Annotated in this window: 14 protein-coding genes; 11 read left to right on the top strand and 3 right to left on the bottom strand. The window is 39.3% G+C overall.

Annotated features, from left to right (window positions below; genetic code table 11):
* The first annotated feature begins 180 nt into the window (after nucleotides 1-180).
* The 4 genes from AC1RJ8_RS01925 to AC1RJ8_RS01910 all read left to right on the top strand — a co-directional run bounded on the left by AC1RJ8_RS01925 (nucleotide 181) and on the right by AC1RJ8_RS01910 (nucleotide 7,407).
* Nucleotides 181-660 carry a Dps family protein gene (locus tag AC1RJ8_RS01925; RefSeq protein ID WP_492952030.1) on the top strand — a complete coding sequence of 160 codons (480 nt, stop codon included), beginning with the start codon at nucleotides 181-183 and terminating at the stop codon, nucleotides 658-660.
* 104 nt (nucleotides 661-764) lie between these two features.
* Nucleotides 765-2,603, top strand: coding sequence for a UbiD family decarboxylase (locus AC1RJ8_RS01920; protein WP_492952031.1), 1,839 nt, complete (start codon nucleotides 765-767; stop codon nucleotides 2,601-2,603).
* A gap of 373 nt (nucleotides 2,604-2,976) precedes the next feature.
* A complete protein-coding gene (locus AC1RJ8_RS01915; RefSeq protein ID WP_492952032.1) occupies nucleotides 2,977-5,985 on the top strand; it encodes a SusC/RagA family TonB-linked outer membrane protein in 3,009 nt (1,002 codons plus the stop codon).
* Nucleotides 5,986-6,009: 24 nt separating this feature from the next.
* Entirely contained in the window at nucleotides 6,010-7,407 is a 1,398-nt protein-coding gene (locus AC1RJ8_RS01910; RefSeq protein WP_492952033.1) for a SusD/RagB family nutrient-binding outer membrane lipoprotein, read from the top strand.
* Between the two features lie 119 nt (nucleotides 7,408-7,526).
* Here AC1RJ8_RS01910 and AC1RJ8_RS01905 read toward each other — a convergent pair whose 3' ends face one another.
* Nucleotides 7,527-9,056: an OmpP1/FadL family transporter gene (locus AC1RJ8_RS01905; RefSeq protein ID WP_492952034.1), complete on the bottom strand. Its 1,530-nt coding sequence runs from the start codon at nucleotides 9,054-9,056 to the stop codon at nucleotides 7,527-7,529.
* A 20-nt stretch (nucleotides 9,057-9,076) separates the two neighbouring features.
* Nucleotides 9,077-10,090 (bottom strand): hypothetical protein, encoded by a 1,014-nt coding sequence (locus AC1RJ8_RS01900; RefSeq protein ID WP_492952035.1) that lies wholly within the window; start codon nucleotides 10,088-10,090, stop codon nucleotides 9,077-9,079.
* A 198-nt stretch (nucleotides 10,091-10,288) separates the two neighbouring features.
* On the opposite strand from AC1RJ8_RS01900, the gene proS reads away from it, so the two are divergent.
* The 5 genes from proS to AC1RJ8_RS01875 all read left to right on the top strand — a co-directional run bounded on the left by proS (nucleotide 10,289) and on the right by AC1RJ8_RS01875 (nucleotide 16,049).
* Nucleotides 10,289-11,761, top strand: a complete 1,473-nt coding sequence (gene proS / locus AC1RJ8_RS01895; RefSeq protein WP_492952036.1) for a proline--tRNA ligase — start codon at nucleotides 10,289-10,291, stop codon at nucleotides 11,759-11,761.
* Nucleotides 11,762-11,865: 104 nt separating this feature from the next.
* Nucleotides 11,866-13,005 carry a cystathionine gamma-synthase gene (locus AC1RJ8_RS01890; RefSeq protein ID WP_492952037.1) on the top strand — a complete coding sequence of 380 codons (1,140 nt, stop codon included), beginning with the start codon at nucleotides 11,866-11,868 and terminating at the stop codon, nucleotides 13,003-13,005.
* Between the two features lie 206 nt (nucleotides 13,006-13,211).
* Nucleotides 13,212-14,063: a TIGR02757 family protein gene (locus tag AC1RJ8_RS01885; protein WP_492952038.1), complete on the top strand. Its 852-nt coding sequence runs from the start codon at nucleotides 13,212-13,214 to the stop codon at nucleotides 14,061-14,063.
* A gap of 115 nt (nucleotides 14,064-14,178) precedes the next feature.
* Complete coding sequence (locus tag AC1RJ8_RS01880; protein WP_492952039.1) at nucleotides 14,179-14,793, top strand: Crp/Fnr family transcriptional regulator; 615 nt, start codon at nucleotides 14,179-14,181, stop codon at nucleotides 14,791-14,793.
* A 608-nt stretch (nucleotides 14,794-15,401) separates the two neighbouring features.
* Nucleotides 15,402-16,049 carry a response regulator gene (locus AC1RJ8_RS01875; protein ID WP_057934807.1) on the top strand — a complete coding sequence of 216 codons (648 nt, stop codon included), beginning with the start codon at nucleotides 15,402-15,404 and terminating at the stop codon, nucleotides 16,047-16,049.
* A gap of 28 nt (nucleotides 16,050-16,077) precedes the next feature.
* Here the strand turns inward: AC1RJ8_RS01875 and AC1RJ8_RS01870 are convergent, their stop codons facing one another.
* Complete coding sequence (locus AC1RJ8_RS01870; protein WP_492952040.1) at nucleotides 16,078-16,263, bottom strand: hypothetical protein; 186 nt, start codon at nucleotides 16,261-16,263, stop codon at nucleotides 16,078-16,080.
* 840 nt (nucleotides 16,264-17,103) lie between these two features.
* Between AC1RJ8_RS01870 and dinB the strand changes: the two genes are divergently transcribed.
* The gene (gene dinB / locus AC1RJ8_RS01865) at nucleotides 17,104-18,417 is read left to right on the top strand and encodes a DNA polymerase IV (protein WP_492952041.1); all 1,314 of its coding nucleotides are present in this window, start codon (nucleotides 17,104-17,106) and stop codon (nucleotides 18,415-18,417) included.
* Nucleotides 18,418-18,419: 2 nt separating this feature from the next.
* Nucleotides 18,420-21,434 carry a DNA polymerase III subunit alpha gene (dnaE, locus tag AC1RJ8_RS01860; protein WP_492952042.1) on the top strand — a complete coding sequence of 1,005 codons (3,015 nt, stop codon included), beginning with the start codon at nucleotides 18,420-18,422 and terminating at the stop codon, nucleotides 21,432-21,434.

Raw genomic sequence — 21,434 nt, 5'->3', positions numbered from 1 at the left:
AATACCTTAATACTGATATGCTATTCATTAACAAATGTTTATAAAATTGTTGTTCCCTGTAATATTGAATATTAAACGATCTAATAAATAACGTATTGTTCAAAAGACAAAATTGAGCAAAACTTTTATAAATTTGGGTTGTTACGTAGACATCAAAAACATCATAAATAATTTAAAAAAATGGACGCTAAAGAAATAAGCTTAAACGAAAAAGAAGTTAAACCTGTTGTAGATCTTTTAAACGATTATTTGGCTAATTATCATATCCACTATCAAAAATTAAGAGGCTGCCACTGGAATATAAAAGGTCAGAACTTTTTTACTTTACACGTTAAGTTTGAAGAATTATATACCAATGCACAATTAACTATTGATGAGATAGCCGAGCGTGTATTAACATTGGGTAAAGCACCGCATAGCCGTTTTGCTGATTATATAAAAGAATCTCAAATTAAAGAAATTGATACTATTGGCCTTAAAGATCTTGACATGGTTGATGCCATTTTAGGTGATATGGCTGCATTGATCGAATTGGAAAGAGAACTTTTAGAAGCTACAGATACGGCCGGAGACGATGGTTCTAACGATATGGTTAACCGTTTTATGCAGTTTAAAGAGAAAAACACCTGGATGTTGCGCTCTTTCGCAGGAAAGAAATAATATATTTAGGTAGGTTAAAAGCCTCATGTAAGTAGCTTTATTGTAAAATCTGCTTATATGAGGCTTTTTTGTTTTGGAGAAAATCTAATTATTTATCTTTGGGCATGGCATACAAAAGTTTAGCGGAATGTGTATCCGATCTTGAAAAGCACGGTCATTTAATCAGAATAAAAGAAGAAGTAGATCCCTATTTAGAAATGGCAGCCATCCATTTAAGGGTTTACGAAAATAAAGGACCAGCTATTTTATTTGAAAAAGTTAAAGGAAGCCCTTTCCCTGCAGTTTCGAATTTATTTGGAACCTTAGAAAGATCAAAGTTTATTTTTAGAGACACTTTACCAAAAGTACAACAGTTGGTATCGTTAAGGAATGATCCTATAAAAGCATTAAAAAATCCATTTAAATATGCGGGTTCTGCAATGTCGGCTTTATCGGCCTTGCCGCTTAAAACACCTTCGGCAAAAAGCAAATTTTTAAAAACAAGTATCGGTCAGTTACCACAAATTGTAAACTGGCCTATGGATGGTGGTCCTTTTGTTACCATGCCGCAGGTTTATACGGAAGATATAGATAAACCAGGTGTTTTAAATGCAAATCTGGGCATGTATCGTATCCAATTGGGTGGGAACGATTATATCCAGGATCAAGAGATCGGGTTGCACTATCAGATTCATAGGGGGATTGGGGTACATCAGTCAAAAGCCAATGCATTAGGCCAGCCCTTAAAAGTGAGCATCTTTGTTGGCGGGCCTCCATCGCATCCTTTAGCTGCGGTGATGCCGTTACCGGAAGGGCTGTCTGAAATGACATTTGCAGGTGCGTTGGGCGATAGGCGTTTCCGTTATTTTTATGATGATGAAGGTTTTTGCATCTCTGCAGATGCTGATTTTATTATTACGGGAACGGTTTATCCGAACGAAAATAAACCAGAAGGGCCTTTTGGCGATCACCTGGGTTATTACAGTTTAACGCATCCTTTTCCTTTGATGAAGGTGCACAATGTATATCATAAAAAGGATGCCATTTGGTCATTTACGGTGGTTGGCCGTCCGCCACAGGAGGATACCAGTTTTGGTGCTTTGATTCATGAAATTACAGGCTCGGCCATACCACAGGAAATTCATGGTTTAAAAGAAGTTCATGCGGTTGATGCGGCTGGCGTTCATCCTTTGCTTTTTGCGATCGGCAGTGAGCGTTATACGCCTTATTTAAAAGCGCGCAGACCTCAGGAAATTTTAACCATAGCTAATCACATCTTAGGGAAAAACCAATTGAGTCTGGCTAAATACCTGTTTATTGCAGCCAAAGAGGATGACCAACATTTAAGCACACACCATATTGAAGCATTTCTTTCACATATTTTAGAACGGATCGATTTAACAAGGGATGTTCATTTTTATACCAATACTACAATTGACACGCTTGATTACAGCGGTGATGGATTAAACAGCGGATCGAAGGTCGTAATTGCGGCAGCAGGGGAGAAGCAGCGTGAACTTTGGGATAAGATTCCTGCTGGACTAAAACTGAGCGATGGATTTTACCAACCCAAAATAGCCATTCCTGGGGTTTTGGTTTTAGGAAGTGAAAAATATTTAAATCCTGAGAAAACAGCCGCAGAAATTGCTTTATTGAATATGTCTTTGATGGACCAGGATTTATCGGGCTTACCTTTAATTATATTGGCTGATGATGCAGAATTTACGGCGGCCAATATTGATAATCTGGTTTGGGTAGCTTTTACAAGAAGCAATCCGGCCGCTGATATATATGGCATCAACGATTTTACCATCAATAAACATTGGGGCTGTAAAGGTTCGTTAATTATTGATGCAAGGAAAAAGCCTCACCATGCACCAGAGTTGATCAAAGATCCTGAAGTTGAAAAGAGACTTGATACTTTAGCCCAAGAGGGTAGTAGCCTGCATGGAATATTTAGTTAAACCATCAAAATAAAAAGCCGATTTTTAAGCATACATACGCTATGCTTTCAACATCCTGGTTAACTACTTTTTATTAGTATTGCTTTGTGCATCTGCAAATCGCTTGATTTCTAACCAACCGAATCAGTGCGAAAATCTGGTTGGTGAAAACAACAATCAGTTGGCCGAAAGCTGAAACACCCAACAAATTACGCTAACATCGGCTCGGTGTCCAGAATTTTGTTTGATCGGGTTAACAAAACATACTTTATTAACTTATCTAATACGATTGTAACATTTGCGTTAATTTCTGGTCAATACGTGTTAAAATCATCGTTCTATCTGGCTTTTTATAAGCCTAATTTTGGTCATACTACTAACTAAACTGAATACAATGACCAGATTAAAGATTACTTTGTTCATTTTGACTATGCTCTGTTGCATGCAGATTTATGGTCAAACGTCGCCGATTAGCGGCAAAATTACCGATGCATCAGGGCAGCCAATCCCAGGCATATCGGTAAAAGTTAAAGGAACTGCTATTGGCACTTCTTCCGATGCGAACGGAATTTTTTCAATTAAAATTGCAAATCCGGCTACACTGGTTTTTAGTGGCATTGGTTATACAACCAAAGAATTTGCTTATAGCGGGCAAAGCAACATAACCATCACATTAAGTGAAGACCAGCAAAGCCTGAATGAAATTGTAGTAACTGCACTAGGTGTAAAGCGGGAAAAACGTAACCTCACCTATAGTTCTCAGGAGGTAAAAGGTGAGCAATTAACCCAGTCCAAAGAGCCTAATTTGGTAAATGCCCTGGCCGGTAAGGTTTCGGGTGTACAGATTACAAGTTCGTCGGGTACGCCGGGTAGTTCATCCAGAATTGTAATCAGGGGAGCCAATTCTCTTTATGGCAACAACGAAGCTTTGATGGTAATTGATGGTATTCCGGTTAATAATGATGAAACCGGCAACCTTAATTCTGGTCCCGGCACCAATCGTATTGCAGATCTTGATCCTAATATTATTGAAAGCATTAATGTGTTAAAAGGTGGTGCAGCAACAGCGCTATATGGATCTGATGGTGCAAAAGGCGTGATTATTATTACTACAAAAGCCGGTAGCCTGAATAAAAAGCCTGGTATTAGCTTTTCTTCATCTTTTTCAATGGAGAAACCGCTGTTACCAGAAATTCAGAATAAATATTCTCTTGGCTCAAATGGCGTATATTTTGATGGTGTGAACCAAAAAACAAGTACTTCGTGGGGGGCAAGAATGGATACCTTAAAAATTAACGGCCAGCCTGCACAGGTATATGATCAGTCTGATTTATTCTTTAAAACCGGAAAAACATATACTAACACGGTAGCCGTAAATGGGGGCGGGGCTTACAACTCTTATTTTTTATCATATACCAATTTTGCGCAGGATGGAACGGTACCTGGCACTTCTTTCGACCGGAATACCGTTTTTGGGAAATTCACCACGCAAATTATTAAAGATCTGAATGTTACTTTCTCCTTAAATTATGCCAATACCAAAAATAACAGGCTGCCTGAAGGATATGCCCTTGAAAGCCCTGTATGGACTATTTTTACAGCGCCAGTTTCCTATAATTTACAGCCTGCCGTCAACCCAGATGGCACGCAGAGGCTGTTCCGTTTTTCCAGGAACAACCCATATTGGGTATTGGATAACATCAGCAATACTTCGGTAGTAAACAGGTTTTTGCCGACTTTTAATGCTGATTACAAGGTCTTGAGCTGGCTGACCATAACGGAGCGTTTTGGTGCTGATGTTTATGTTGAACAGGGCAAATACATTGAATCGTTAGGTTCAATTTCAAATCCAAATGGACGGATTATAAACAGAAACAGCAATTTTAGGCAATATAATAATGACCTGATTATCAGTGCAAACAAAAGTTTTGGCGATTTTACCATCGATGCGCTATTGGGCAACAATATATTATCAACCTATAGTGAAATTATGAATGCCAACGGCCTGGGTATAACCGTTCCGGGATTTGAGAACATTGGATCTACATCAAATATAAATTTTACGGAAACAAGTTTTCTGACCAGAAAAGTAGGATTCTATTTACAGTCCAATATCGATTATAAAAAGTTCTTAATCCTCTCCCTTACCGGAAGGTACGACGGTACTTCGGTACTGGCCAAAAGCAACAGTTTTTATCCTTATGGTTCTGCTGCTACAAGTTTTATCTTTTCCAATTTCTTTTCGAAAGAACTTTCGGATATCATGAGCTTTGGAAAATTAAGATTATCTTATAGTACAGTGGGGAATGCCAGCATTGGGCCATATAACCTGCTTACGCCGTACGAATCACAAGCGGTAAGAAATATTGCCTTTCCGTACCTGCAACAGTCGGGCTTTTTGATCAGTCCGACCCTAGGCAATCCGAACTTAAAAAATGAGCGGATCAACGAATTTGAGATCGGTTTAGAAACAGGTTTCTTTAAAAACCGTTTAAGCTTGGAAGTTACCTATTTCGATAAAAAGACAAAAAACGGGATCATTCCCAATGTAGCACTGGCACCGTCAACCGGGTTTAACGCTACGAGTGTAAATACAGCCGTAATGCGCAACAGGGGCATCGAGCTGCTTTTAAATGCAAAACCTATAAAAACGGAGGATTTTAGCTGGGATCTGACCTTGAATTATAGCAGGATCAGAAATAAGGTCCTTGCAATCTTTGGTAATCAGGAATACATCGGCAATGGCTTTACCGTTATTTTTCGAAACCAGCCATATGGGGTAATCTATGGTACCCGTTATGCCAGAAACAGTGAAGGAAAACTGTTAATAGGTAATGATGGGCTGCCATTTGCTGCAGATGAACAAGGCATAATCGGTGATATTAATCCAGATTGGATGGGCGGTATTGTTAATAATTTCAAGTATAAACAGTTTACGCTTAGTTTCTCTTTTGATATGAAAAAGGGAGGTGATATTCAGAATAACGTAGATGGTTACGGCTATTTTTATGGTACACCAAAAGTTACCGAAGACCGTGGCCCACGTGTTGTTGAGGGGGTAAATGCGACTACAGGTTTGCCGAATACAGTATCTGTATCAGGACAGGCCTATTACCAGCGGGCCAATGGCGTACTAGAATCGGTTATCCAGGATGGTACTTATGTAAAATTGAGAAATGTTAGCATAGGTTATAACCTAAAACCAACATGGCTGCAAAAAACACCTTTCAAAACCATTGGCTTGCAGGTTACGGGTAGAAATTTGTGGATATATGCACCACACTTTACAGGTGGGGACCCGGAAGTAAGTTCTTTTGGTTCTTCAAACGGATCTCAGGGGATCTATTCCTTCTCAACCCCAACATCCCGCTCGGTAGATTTTAGTTTAAAATTAACATTATAGGCCCAACACATAAAAAGAATCAACATGAAAAAGATATATTTCATTTTAAGTTTTGCATTTATGATGGCTTTTGCCGGGTGCAAAAAATACATTGATGTTAACTATGACCCCAACAGACCGATAGATGTTAAGGAATCGCTCATGCTGCCACCAGTACAGATGCTGATCTCCCAGAACATCAATGCATCCGGTGATGGGAATTTAAGTGTAGTGCTTCAGCAATACCTGCAGGTAATGGCTCTGAACCAGGTAGCCCCAAATTTTGGCACTTATCAGATGTACAATATTGATATGGATGGCGACTGGAATAATGTATACGTGCGCACACTGAACAACTTAAGCCTACTAAATGTAAAAGCAGCTGCAAACGGCAATTTTAATTATACTGCGATTTCTAAAATACTCACTGCGTATACTTTGGGCTACGCAACCGATGCATGGGGAGATATTCCCTACAGTCAGGCTTTCAAGGGAGTTGATGTAGCCAATCCTACTTACGATACCCAGCAACAAATATATACCCAGCTACAGCGCTTGTTAGATGATGGGATTGCAGATATCGGTCGCAATGCTGGCTTAGCTCCTGGCAGTGACGATCTGATGTACGCTGGCGATATGGCAAAGTGGAAAAAATTGGCTTATACTTTAAAGGCACGCTATTACATGCACCTGAGTAAAGCACCAGGAAATACAGCTGCTGCGCAGGCACAGTTGGCTTTGACTGCACTAACAAATGGCATGCAGAGCAATAATGATGATGCAAAAATTGCTTTCGGTGGTGCAGCAGGAGCAGAAAATCCATGGCAGCAGAATTTTTTACCAGGTACTACTTTTGTGCTTGCCAATACCTTTGTTGATGCTTTTACTACCAGAAACGATCCAAGATTAAGCAAAATGGTTAAACCCGCCAAACAAACCGGTTTATATACGGGCCGGCAGATTGGTTTAGACGAAATTGGGAGTCTGGAGGCTTACTCAATCCCTGCCGATTTTTACGCGGGTGCCAATGCCAATAATTACCTGGTAAATTACACCGAGGCATTATTTATAAAAGCCGAAGCCACGCTTGTGGTATCGGGTTTTGCAGCTGCACAACCTGTTTATCAGGATGGTATTAAACAGCACATGACTAAGGTAGGGGTGAGCACAACTGATATGGATACCTACATTGCTTCGCGGGGGACACTCAGCAGTACAAATGCACTCCGTTTAATTATGGAAGAAAAGTCGGTTGCAAACTTTCTTAATGCTGAAAATTATACAGATTGGCGCCGTACCGGATTCCCGGCTTTAACCAAAGTTAAAAATGCACTCTCTGAAATTCCGAGAAGGGTACTTTACCCAAATAGCGAAATTACAGCAAACCCACAGCCGCAACAAAAGGCCAAAATTACCGATAGGTTATGGTGGGATGTTAATTAAACAGGTACTAGTTAATTGATAATGTTGAGGATACCCAACCGGGTATCCTTTTTGTTGTAAAAAAGCGCCAGTTCTCTAGTTGAAAACTGACGCTTCTTAATTATGTATGACAGCTATTATTAAAATCTTACCCCAAAAGTTAAGAATACATTGTTTCTATTGCTTTTAACATCTGCAACAGGTTCACTGTAATCATCCAATAAATACGGACTTGAACTGAAGTTTGTTTTGTAGTTCTGATACGCTACATCGAAATAATAGTTATCTACGCGGTATCCAATTCCACCAGTGTAGTATTGACCCTGGTAAAATTTATTGTCGCCACCTTTAACGCCGTTTCCATTTACACCGTAACCCGCACGTAAGCTAAATTCGTTAGTAACTTTTACTTCCGCACCAACTCTGTAGTTAATCGCCTCTTTATAAGATTCTTTAATGAAAGCATTATTGTCGTTTATTGTATTGCGGTCATATCCATCAACATCAGAAAAACGCATAGAAGCGTAATCTACATAATCAACATCTGCTGATATTAATGCTTTACCACCTATTACGTAGCTAATACCAGCCGAAGCTTTTAACGGAGTACGTAAGTTATAACTGAAAGTATAATATTTTGTCGAGTTATTTGAGTTAGAAGGTGCATTTGTTGCATTTCCAGCTAAATTTGCCTGTAAAGTCTCGCTTGTATTATCATCAATGTTCATCCAGGTTGGGGTCTGGAAATTTATACCAATTCTTAATTCATTAACCGGTCTGAAAATCATACCTAGTTTCAGGTTAAATCCACCACCTTTGGTTTCCTGGTTTCTGAAATGCGTTAAGTTGTAATTTTCGTTGCCGGTATAGGCAGGTATTGGTAAGCCATCATCAAAAGAATTAACAATACCCGACTCGGTAAAAGTAGCATCGCTGGTGTATTTTACATTAACAAAACTTGCTGTTGCACCAATGTATACCTTATTGCCAAAATTAAGGGCACCTGCTACGTTAAATTCAGAAGTTGAGCCTAAACGTGCTTCATCCCAGTTTTGTTTGAAACTTGCATTGTTATAAGGCTCTGCAGAATACCTGTTTGGGTAATTAGGTGCATTTTTATTAATTAAATAGCTACTGTATGCATCGCCGGCTATCGAATTTTCAATTCCGCCGCTATTGGCCTGGTCTACATACGAATCTCTTATTGAGCTATTGCTATTTGTTCCGTTATAGTTGATGTTATTTAAGAAATCGTTGTTACGGGTATAACTTAAACCAAATACAGTACTTACCAATCCTTTATTTACGTCAGCACCTTTTATTCTTGCTGCCGGGCTGTAAAATACAGCACCGATGTTATTTAGGTTAATCTGACTTTTACTTGCTTTGGTATTATTGCCTAAGTATGCACTATTGTTCGATACAGAATTAAATTCAGGGGTTAAACTAAACTCAGATTTGGTAAATAAGCCTAGTCCGGCAGGGTTTGCGTTAATTGAACCAATATCACCTCCAACGCCGATTTGTGCACCGCCCATTCCCTTAAATCGGGCAGAACTACCATAATTGGTTTGAGAAAAGCGGAATGCATCAGGGGCGTAACTTTGGGCGTACGTTGTTCCCATAGTAGCTACTGTAGCTACTAGTGAAGCTAAAATATATTTTTTCATGTTGTGTGTTTAAATTTAAATTAACCTCTTCCTGCTCTTGATGGTCTTGAACCGCCACCACCGCCGCCGCCGGTAGAACCACCACCACTATTTCCGCCGCCATTTGATGGTGGAGGTGAATAACTCGGTCTGCTCTCAGTTCTGGTAGGAGGAGAATAGCTCTCGTTTCTGGTAGGTCTGCTACTTTGCGTACCTTGAGGACTATAATTGTCATTCCTGGTAGGTCTGCCAGCTTGTGAGCCCTGAGGTTGTGTATAGCTGCCATTACCTTGGTTTCTGCTTGGTCTTCCGGCATTAATATTTGGAGCATAACCTACACCATTTGGATTTGTAACACCAGATCTGCTAGGTCTGCCAGCGTTTCCGGCAGTTGTGCTGCCACCATATCTTGGTACCCCTCTATCATTGCTTCCGGGTCTTGGCCTGTAAGAACCACCTCTATTGGCGTAACCACCACCATAATATCCGCCGCCAATACCCCAGCCTCCGCCGTAGTATCCACCGCCCCAACCAAAACGGTCATAATAAGAGTAAGGTCCCCAAGCGTTCCATCCATAAGGATTGTTCCATCCGTAGCCAAAATTACCATAATAGAAGGGATTGCTCCAGATGCTGCCATAACCAAAGCTACCGCCCCAGCCACCTAAACCGTATCCGCTGTTCCAACCCAGGCCATAACCCAAGTAGTTTGAAGGGCCATAACTGCTTCCGTAATAATAATTATCAAAGTAAGGGTCGTAATAGCCTTGAAAGCTGTAACCATTATAAAAACGGTTTATCCTAGAGGAGTAATCCATATCGTAATAAGGATTACTGGTTCCGTAATATTCATCATATTCTTCTTGCCCTTGAGTCTGATATTGCTGGCCCTGTCGGTTTTGAGGTTGAGGAGCTATTTCAATCTCCCTGGCTTTCGCCACAGAATTATAAACATCATCAGCTGGCTTAGTTTGAGCCAGTTTTGATGTACCGCATGATGCCACCAACCCTGCAGCAGCAATCATAACAATGGGTAAAAATTTAATTGGTTTCATTGTGTTTATATTTAGTTGTGTGTGTTCACGAATTTAATAAACAAGTTTCAAAACTAAAAATTATTAACTATTTATTTAGTCAAAAAATGATATAAAATAATTGATATTATTTTGTTAATCGTTTGTAGGCATAAATTTATAAATTTGCCGTCGGATTTTACACTTTTTAACGTACAAATTACGTTCCAAATACATAAGATGAGCAAAGAAATTACAAGTAGAGAAGCAGATTATTCCCAGTGGTATAATGATATCGTGTTAAAAGCAGATTTAGCAGAGCACTCTGCTGTGCGTGGTTGTATGGTTATAAAGCCAAATGGCTATGCCATATGGGAAAAGATGCAGGCTGTTTTAGATAAAATGTTTAAGGATACAGGTCATCAAAATGCCTATTTTCCATTATTCATTCCAAAGTCATTTTTCTCTAAGGAAGCTTCTCATGTTGAGGGTTTTGCGACAGAATGTGCAGTTGTAACGCATTACCGTTTAAAAAATGACGGAAACGGAAATATTGTTGTAGATGAGACAGCCAAGTTAGAGGAGGAATTAATTGTCCGCCCGACTTCAGAAACCATTATCTGGAATACCTATAAAGGATGGATCCAATCGTACCGTGATTTACCAATATTGATCAATCAGTGGGCGAATGTAGTACGATGGGAAATGCGTACCAGGTTGTTTTTACGTACAGCCGAATTTTTGTGGCAGGAGGGCCATACCGCACATGCTACAGCAGAAGAGGCTATTGAGGAAACAGAACGTATGTTGCATATCTACGCCGATTTTGCCGAAAATTGGTTGGCTGTTCCGGTAATCAGAGGCCGTAAATCTCCAAATGAGCGCTTTGCGGGTGCCTTAGATACTTATTGTATTGAGGCCTTAATGCAGGATGGTAAAGCTTTACAGGCCGGTACATCTCACTTTTTAGGTCAGAATTTTGCTAAAGCTTTTGATGTAAAGTTTACCGGAAAAGATGGGAAATTAGACCATGTATGGGCTACTTCATGGGGTGTTTCTACACGTTTAATGGGGGCTTTGATTATGGCGCACAGTGATGATTCCGGATTGATTATTCCACCAAAATTAGCACCAATACAAGTGGTAATTGTTCCGATTTATAAAGGTGAAGAGGATCTGGCGAGAATTTCTTCATACGTTAATGAATTAACCATGCGTTTAAAAGGTTTAGGCGTTTCGGTGAAATATGATGACAGGGATACACAGCGCCCTGGATTTAAGTTCGCTGATTATGAGTTGAAAGGTGTGCCAATCCGTATCGCTATCGGTGGTCGCGATTTAGAAAATAAAACAGTAGAAATTGCCCGTAGAGATACCAAGGTGAAACAAACTGTACCTCAGGAAGGATTGGATATTTACATCATCAAACTGTTGGAAGATATTCAGCAAAGCATGTTCAACAAAGCTTTGGCTTATCGCGATGCGCATATTACAGAAGCGAATAGTTACGAAGAGTTTCAGGAATTGTTAGATACCAAAGCTGGTTTTATTTCAGCGCATTGGGATGGAACTCCAGAAACAGAGCAAAAGATAAAAGAAGAAACAAAAGCAACCATTCGTTGTATTCCTTTAGATAATAAATTAGAAGATGGCGTTTGTATTTATTCAGGAAAACCATCTATCCAAAGGGTACTGTTTGCAAGAGCGTATTAATTAGATGTGAGACATGAGATTTAAGCCGTGAGATCTGAGGGGAAATGCAAAACTCAAATCTAGTGTCTCAAATCTCGTGTCTAGTACCTCAAAACTAAAAAAAAATGAAATTCGCAACTAAAGCCATACATGCAGGTCAAGAGCCTGATCCAACCACAGGTGCTGTAATGACACCGATATATCAAACCTCTACTTATTGGCAGAAATCTCCTGGTGACAATAAAGGGTATGAATATTCAAGAGGAACAAATCCAACGCGTAAAGCTTTGGAAGATTGTTTAGCTGCTTTAGAAAATGCCAAATATGGTCTGGCTTTTTCGAGCGGAATGGGGGCAACAGATGCCGTATTGAAATTATTGCAGCCTGGCGATGAAGTGATTACCGGAAATGATCTGTATGGTGGTTCATACCGGATTTTTACCAAAATATACACTAAATACGGAATCAAATTTCATTTTCTGGATCTATCCAAGCCAGAGAATATATTGTCCTACATTAATGATAAAACCAAATTGGTTTGGATAGAAACGCCTACTAATCCTACCATGCAGATTATCGATATTGAAGGGGTGGCAAAAATCACGAAGGAGAAAAATTTGATCCTTACGGTTGATAATACATTTGCATCGCCTTATTTACAAAACCCTATTGATCTGGGCGCTGATATTGTGATGCACTCGGTAACCAAATACATTGGTGGCCACTCTGATGTGGTAATGGGTGCGTTGGTAACAAATGACGAGCAATTGTATAAAGACCTTTGGTTTATTTACAATGCCTGTGGTGCAACACCAGGCCCGCAAGATGCTTTTTTAGTGTTGAGGGGAATTAAAACGCTTCATCTTCGAATGAAAGCACATTGCGAAAATGGAGCGCGTATTGCACATTATTTAAAAACACATCCAAAGGTTGATAAAATTTATTGGCCTGGTTTTGAAGATCACCCTAACCATGATGTAGCTAAGAAACAGATGCGTGGATTTGGCGGTATGATTTCGATTACCTTAAAAGGTGCTGATCTGCAAGAAACTTTTAGAATCTCGTCTAATTTTAAAGTATTCACATTAGCTGAATCATTGGGAGGAGTAGAGTCACTAATTAATCACCCTGCAACGATGACACATGGTTCTATCCCGAAAGAAGAAAGAGAGAAAGTAGGTGTTACCGATAATCTACTTCGTTTAAGTGTTGGGGTAGAGGATATCGACGATCTTTTAGAAGATCTGGCAAATGCACTAGCATAATATTTCGAGCGGGCAGACAAAATATTTGCCCGTTTTTTTTTGTAAAGCAGGTCCTATTCTAAAATTAATGGTAGCCCGGCTTTACACTAAATCTTTTTTGTTTAGGTATCTGCTTTATCAAAATCAGCGAAACAAAAAAGGATACCGTTTCAATCCGGTTTAAATGGCAACAATTGTGCTGCTATTTACGTCTAAAAAAGCTAACGATGCAATTTCTTGAGTTAAAGAATTTTCTGGATAGTAAGGTTGAACAATACAATCAGCCAAATTTTATAGCAAACGACCCCGTTTGTATTCCCCATCTTTTCGAAAAAAAACAGGATATAGAAATCGCGGGCTTTTTTGCTGCGGTTTTAGCCTGGGGCCAGCGGAAAACGATTATCAATAAATGCAGGGAACTGCTTGGCCGGATGGATAATGCACCTTACGATTTTGTTGTTAACCATACCGATAACGATTTGAAGCGCCTGTTGAATTTTAAACACCGCACATTTAACGATACGGATTTACTTTATTTTATTTCATTTTTTAAACAACATTATCAAAACTTCGACAGTTTAGAGGAGGCATTTTTACCAAGACAAAATGTCTTTAGGTCGGAGTATTTAGAAGGATCATCAATAAAACAAGAAATAAGCTACGCTTCTGGGGTATGTTATGCTGCTGAGCTTAACTTCTCAATTGAACAGGCCTTGAACCATTTCAGGGAATACTTTTTCTCCTTAGAAGATTTTCCTCACCGCACGAAGAAACATATTTCTTCTCCAAAGCAAAAATCTACCTGTAAACGTTTAAATATGTTTTTGCGGTGGATGGTTAGGGTAGATCAAAAAGGCGTCGATTTTGGCATCTGGAATACGCTTCAGCCAAAAAATCTGATCTGTCCCTGCGATGTGCACGTTGATCGGGTAGGGCGATTGCTTGGACTGATTAATAGAAAGCAGACCGATTGGCTAACTGCAATTGAATTAACCGACAATTTGAAGCAGTTTGACCCCTCAGATCCGGTGAAGTATGATTTTGCATTATTTGGATTAGGTGTAGAAAAATTACTTTAAAGGTTGTGAAATTGAGAAAAGTCAAAAAAAAAGTTCTTTTTTCAATTCAATCTTCCTATACTTACGTAGTGATCCTGCTTCTGTTAGCAGGATTGTGTCTATCCAATGTTTCGCTATGATTGCAGTTAATTTATCTGATGAAGATAGGTGGAAGAAATATAATAATTTTTCTCCTCTAGTCTCAATTTTTAAGAAATTCCACCCACTTAATGATGAAATAGAAAAGCGTATTAACCAGCATACCTTTCCGATCAGCTATAAAAAAAACAAATATCTTGTTTCGCCTGTAGACCGTAACAAATTCCTTTTTTTAATTATTAAAGGTGTAGTTAGGGGTTTTATTAAGGATGGGAATAATGAGATTACCACATGGATTGCCAAAGAAAATGAAGTTGTAGGTACCATACGTAATTTGTGGATAGATGGAGATTCGGATGAGTATTTACAGGCATTAGAAGATGTAGATTTAGTTGCTATCCCACATGTATTGTCAGAATACCTTTACGAAAATTTTCCGGAAGCCAATATTGTTGGCAGAAAGATGATGGAGTTATATTACCGTTCGGCAGAAGAACGTGCTTACCTGTGCCGGATTTCGTCGGCCGAAAAAAGATACAAACGGTTTTTGCTTTCATTCCCTGATTTAATTAACCGTGTTTCTTTAAAATACATTGCTTCTTTTTTAGCCATCAGGCTCGAAACATTAAGTAGAATTAGGGCTAAAATTTAATTCTATATTATTTTCTTGTTTTTTTAAATAAGGGTTTAGCATTTAAAGGGTCTTAATCCTTAGTTAAATGGGGTATAATATCGCTGAACAACAGCTTTCTAAGGCCAAAACCGCATAATTACCTTACCGGTGGCCCTTGTTTCCGTTTTGGGAAGATTTTCAGGTTAAACCCACTTTCCTGCTAAAAGGCGACAGGGAGGCCGACGGTTTTGGATTTAAATGCATTTTTGACGATCAAAGATTTTATCTGGGCTAGTGGTTCGCACCGTACAGGTGTAAGGCTGTATGATAAAAGCTATTTGAAGCATGAGCTTATACCCAGGAACGCTGCCGAAGCAGCAATACAGATTTTTCCGTTCAGCGAAAACTCGGGGCTGGCCGTGTTACGAATTCTCAATCGTTCCACTACAGGCTATAGCTGTGGTACACTTGGTATTTTCTTGCCATATTTTTTCACTAAGCAAAATGTGAGATTAGCAACTCCAATACTGTTTTAAACAAAACTGTAAAGTTGTGTATTATAATATTTACACATTTAAACGAAAAATTAACTACAATTGCGTACAAGAAAATAACTTTTTATTAACTTGCACTATATTCTTAAAATAATGAAAACAAAAAATGCCGTAAGTACTTTTACTGTGCTCATCGCTGATGATCATGAGATCATTCGCCGTGGATTAAAAGGTTTAATATCAGACTTTTGGCCTGGTGTCGAAATCATTCATGCATCTACATTAGAGCAGGCGCTTGTCGAAACAGAAAAATCGCCAAGTTTAATCATCATTGATGTAAACTTGCCAGGAGGTAACAACCTTAAGGTAATCGATCAGATTAAATTGGTTCAGCCAAATGCAAAAATCTTGGTATTTTCATCTTTGAATGAGAATATTTATGCTGTTCCGTATTTAAAATCGGGTGCATCGGGTTACTTAACCAAAAATGCAGAAGAATCAGAAATTGTAACCGCTATTACGACCATTTTGGCAGGCAGTCGCTATTCGAGCAGAAATGTTAAGGAAAACATGTTTAACAGCATATTAGGTAATGATGCCGATAATCCTTTTACCAAACTTTCGGGTAGAGAATTAGAAGTAGCAGAATTACTAACAAAAGGTATTGGGGTATTAGAAATTTCTAATCAGCTAAATCTTCAGATGGGTACAGTAAGTACTTATAAGTTGAGACTTTTTCAAAAGCTGAAAATAAAAAGCATTATAGAACTTGCTGAAAAGATGAGTATCTACGAAAGATAAAAAGAGTATTTTACTCTTTTTATCTTTTCTAAATCTTTTTGTTTTTATCTACAGTACCAGGCCCACTCTCTCCTGATTCGTTAGGTGTGGAACCAGCCTGACCAAATTTATCTGAAGAACCCTTTCCGTTTTGATCAAAGGAGGCCTTTTCCTTTGAGCTTCCTTCATTTTTACGCTCTTTTTCTACTGCGTTTTTATTGTCTTTAGTTTTCATAGTATAAATGTTGATTACTAGCTAAACACTTTAAAACATGCAAAGTTTTATTAATTCTTTTCAGCTCGTGCAGAAATTCTATGTGAAAAAATTTCTGATTTTTAAAATGAACAGTTCGTATAAAGTTCTTTTTGATATTGCAGTGCATAACATCAACCTGATATGGCTTTAAGTTGTAGTTGATTTGAATCAATATACCTGGACTATAGCCGTTGATAAAGCCTGTTTAATTAATATCAAATTGATGTTTACAGGTATAATTAATTATGATGTATTTTGTGTTTATTGTAAAAATATTGATACTAAATAATATATTTTTGTGCAATTAATGAATAGCTAAATTAATTGTTTTCACTTTTTAAAAATGACGAAACTCGCCTATGGCTGGTGTCTTCACTAAGCATTAATCTTCCAATTCTGTGTCATCCCTGCCAAGCAAGTTCTTATGGAACAATCCAATTGGGAGTCTAATCCGTGTTTCGGTGGCAAATCCTTCGACTACGCTCAGGATGACAAAGCGTAGCATGTCTCAAAACAAACAAAACGTTTCCACAGCCGGGTGGGTACCGACTACATACTTTACCATATAAAATATAAAGATCCTATTAACTATATTTTCTTCAATAACTTATATGACGGCGCACGCAATGGTTGGTGTCCTCACCGATTATCAATCTCCCAATTCCTGCACTCCGTCACCCATGCCGCGGAAGTTCCTATAATCAATCTGTATATTAAAGCTAAAATTGTTAGTATTTTGTTTAAAATTAATCGATTTTAATTTTCTTTAAAACTAAAAATATTAGTATTTTTGATCTCAATCATCCTTATAATACGAGAATGGATAAAGAAAGGCAGATTATTCATATGGATCAGGATGCATTTTTTGTGTCGGTAGAAATCAGAAAAAATCCCAGGTTATCGGGTAAACCCGTAATTATCGGTGGCGGCGGCGATAGGGGGGTGGTAGCCTCTTGTAGTTACGAAGCACGCCAGTACGGCATACATGCTGCAATGCCCGGCAGGACGGCAAAATTGCTGTGCCCTCAGGCTATATTTTTAAAAGGTGATATGGAAGAATATTCCAAAGCCTCGCACGAGATTACCGAAATTATTGCCGATAAAGTTCCTCTTTTTGAAAAGGCCAGTATTGACGAGCACTATATCGATATGACGGGTATGGACCGCTTTTTTGGTTGCATGAAATTCGCGTCGGAGCTTAGGCAAAACATTATCAAAGAAATGGGCTTGCCGATCTCCTTTGGTCTGTCGATCAATAAAACCGTAGCCAAAATAGCCACCAATGAATCTAAGCCTGATGGCGAACGGCAGGTTACATTCCCTGAATTGCGGCCCTTTCTCGATCCTTTGGCTATCCACAAAATTCCGGGTATCGGCCATGCTACTTATAAAAAGTTAAGTGAAATGGGTGTTCGCGAAATCCTTACGCTTACCCAGATCCCACAACAGCTCATTTTTAAAATTTTGGGTCAACATGGTTTAAGTTTATGGCAAAAAGCAAACGGGATCGATCTCTCGCCAGTTATACCTTACCGCGAAAGGAAATCAATCGGTACACAGGCTACCTTCGAAAGCGATACCATGGATATGGCTAAACTAAAGGCCATTATAACCGGAATGGTTACCGGTTTAACTTTTCAGCTGCGTAACCAGAAAAAATTAACTGCCTGTATTACCGTAACCGTGCGTTATACTAATTTCGAAACGGTTACCCAGCAAGAACGTATTCCGTATACCTCGCTCGATTCTTTTTTAATCAGCAAGGCACATAGCCTGTTCGAAAAAGTATATGCCAAACGGATGTTGCTGCGGTTGGTAGGCGTAAAACTTTCGCATCTGGTGAGCGGTTACGAACAGATTGGTTTATATAATATTGCCGAAGAAGAGTATAGTCTTTACCAGGCTATGGATAAGGTACGTAACCACTATGGTGCCGAAGCAGTGGTAAAAGCCTGTATTGTTACCCAGCCACCCCGCGATGAAACGGGGAAAATAATCAAGTACAATCCGCGTAAAAAGAAAATATTGATCGAAAACCAAACGGAGGAAGAACAGCAGGAAGTAAGTAAACGATCGAAAATAAGAAGTTTTATGAGTGAAAAAGGAACAATAGGTACTAAATCTTATGATTAGCGATGTTTTTAAATGTGCATTCTTCTTATAGCCTAAAGTATGGTACGCAGCGCATCGACCAGTTAATTGCTACTGCCCGGCGTTTGGGTATCCATCAAATGGTACTTACTGATATCAATAACTCAACTGGGGCGGTAGAGTTTATTCGCGAGTGTTACAAGCAGGGCATTGCCAAAGAAGCCGATGAAATACACAAAGGCAATATTCCGTATCAGATTAAACCGGTAGCGGGTATCGAATTCCGGATCGATAACAGGTTGTTGTATGTGGGCATTGCGAAGAATAGAGAGGGTATGCGTGAGCTGAATGAATTTTTAAGTCACCACAACATCAACCATATTCCGTTACCCAATATTCCACCCGAAATGGAGAATGTTTACATCATTTATCCTTTTCAAAAATCTTTTAACCCAGCACTAAAAGCAAATGAATTTGTAGGTATCCGGGCCAAACAGCTCAATCTGTTGTACAAACACCCACTTTTAAAACAGCGAGAAAAATTGGTGGTGTGGCACCCGGTTACCGTCAGCGATAAGATCACCTACCGCCTGCACGAATATTTTAGGGCGATCGAGCTCAATACGCTTTTAAGTAAAGTGAAGGATGACCAAAAATGTGATCCGGATGAGTTCCTGATTCCAGAAGTAGAACTAACCCAACAATTTGAACAATACCCATTTATTGTTCAGAACACCCAGAAGCTGATAAACAGCTGCGATTTAAGTGTTTATTTTGAGAATGGCCCTACACCTGCTTCTAAAAACAAGTTTTTTTTTACTGGAGATTTCGAAGGGGATAAAAAAATGCTTCGAGAGTTGGCCGAAGAAGGACTTAAATACCGTTATGGCAAAAATAATACAGAAGCCATTGAGCGTTTAGAGAAAGAACTCCGGATCATCGAACTTAAAAACTTCTGCGCCTATTTTCTCATCACCTTCGATATTGTAAGATACGCTATGAACACATGCGGTTTTTACCACGTTGGCCGTGGCTCGGGTGCCAACAGCATTGTAGCTTATTGTTTGCGCATTACCGATGTAGATCCAATTGATCTTGATCTTTATTTCGAACGCTTCCTGCATGAAAAACGGACAAGTCCACCAGATTTTGACATCGATTTCTCCTGGGATGAAAGGGAGGTGATACAACGTTATATCTTTGAACGCTATCCCAAATGGCATGTTGCTTTTTTAGGTACGATGAGCACTTTTAAAGACCGTGCAATTATCAGGGAGATCGGTAAGGTACTGGGTTTACCTAAAGGCGAAATAGATAGTTTTACCGATCCCACCAAAGAACGCGAAAATTTGGAAAATACAACTTACCAGAAATTATTGGCTGTGCATGCCTATATGAAAAGTATGCCCAACCAGCGTTCTATCCATGCCGGAGGGATTTTAATCTCTGAAGAGCCTATTACGTATTATACCGCATTGGATATGCCACCAAAAGGTTTTCCGACTGTGCAATGGGATATGTACGAAGCCGAAGCCATCGGTTATGAGAAATTTGATATTTTAAGTCAGCGGGGTATCGGTCATATCCGCGAAGCCGTGCAGCTCATTAAAAAAAATAAGGGAAAGGATATCGACATTCATGATTTTAAAACTTTTAAAGAAGACCAGAAATTAAACGGTATCCTTAAAGAAGGGCAGCCCATCGGGTGTTTCTATATCGAATCGCCAGCCATGCGGCAACTGCTCAAAAAACTGAAGTGCGATAATTACCTTACCCTGGTGGCAGCCAGTTCCATTATCCGTCCGGGCGTGGCCAGCTCGGGTATGATGAAATCCTATATCGAGCGTTACCATGCGCCCGATAAAGTAGTATACCTCTGCGAAGTGATGAAAGAGCGGCTTAGCGAAACCTATGGGGTAATGGTTTATCAGGAAGATGTGATCAAAGTATGTCATTATTTTGCAGGTCTTGATCTTGCCGATGCTGATATCCTGCGCAAAGCGATGAGTGGTAAATACCGGTCTAAACTGGCTTTTGATGAACTGGTGAATAAGTTTTTTGTTTCAGCCAGAAAAGAAGGGCATTCAGAAGAACTCATTACCGAAGTTTGGCGACAGATTTCATCTTTTGCAGGTTACAGTTTTTCGAAAGCGCATTCAGCATCTTTTGCGGTAGAAAGTTACCAGAGTTTATTTTTGAAGACATATTACCCCATGGAATTTATGGTAGCGGTACTGAATAATTATGGTGGTTTTTACAGTCGCTGGGTTTATGTGCACGAATTGCAAAAAACAGGAGCAAGGGTGCATTTACCATGTGTTAACCATAGTGATGATGTGGTGAATATAAAAGGTAAAGATGCTTATCTGGGCTTCATTGCCGTTCAGGGTTTAGAAGAAAAAATCATCAAAATTATTCCACAGGAGCGTGCTGCAAATGGTTTGTATATCGATCTCGAAGATTTTGTAACGCGGACCTGCATCTCATTAGAACAAGCTATTATTTTAATCCGTTTGGGCGCCTTGCGCTTTACCGGAAAAGATCGGAAAACGCTGCTTTGGGATGTGCACAACTACCTTGGGTTTAAACAGAAGAAAGTGAATCATGCCGAGCTTTTTAAGCTGAGTTACAAAACCTATCAGCTCCCCGTATTGGCCGATTCGGAACTCGAAAATGCTTACACAGAATTGGAGTTATTGGGTTATCCGCTCAATTATAAAATGTTCGATTTTCTGAAAACACCTTATCGTGGCGATGTTATGGCGGTAGATCTGCACAAACATTTAGGTGAAACGGTAAGGATGGTAGGGAACTATGTTTGCGAAAAAACGGTGCACACCATTAAAAATACCAAAATGTGGTTCGGTACTTTTTTAGATGCCAACGGCGATTTTTTTGATACGACCCATTTTCCCAATAGTACACCGATGTATCCTTTTAAAGGAAAAGGCTGTTACCTTATTTTAGGTAAAGTGGTAGAAGATTTCGGCTTTCAGAGCATCGAGGTTTTAAAGTTTGCCAAATTGGATATCCAGATGAATCCGGTGGCAATTGATTAA

The organism is Pedobacter sp. GW822-FHT03F06, assembly GCF_058801365.1.
This window is presented reverse-complemented; position numbering and strand designations above follow the sequence as displayed.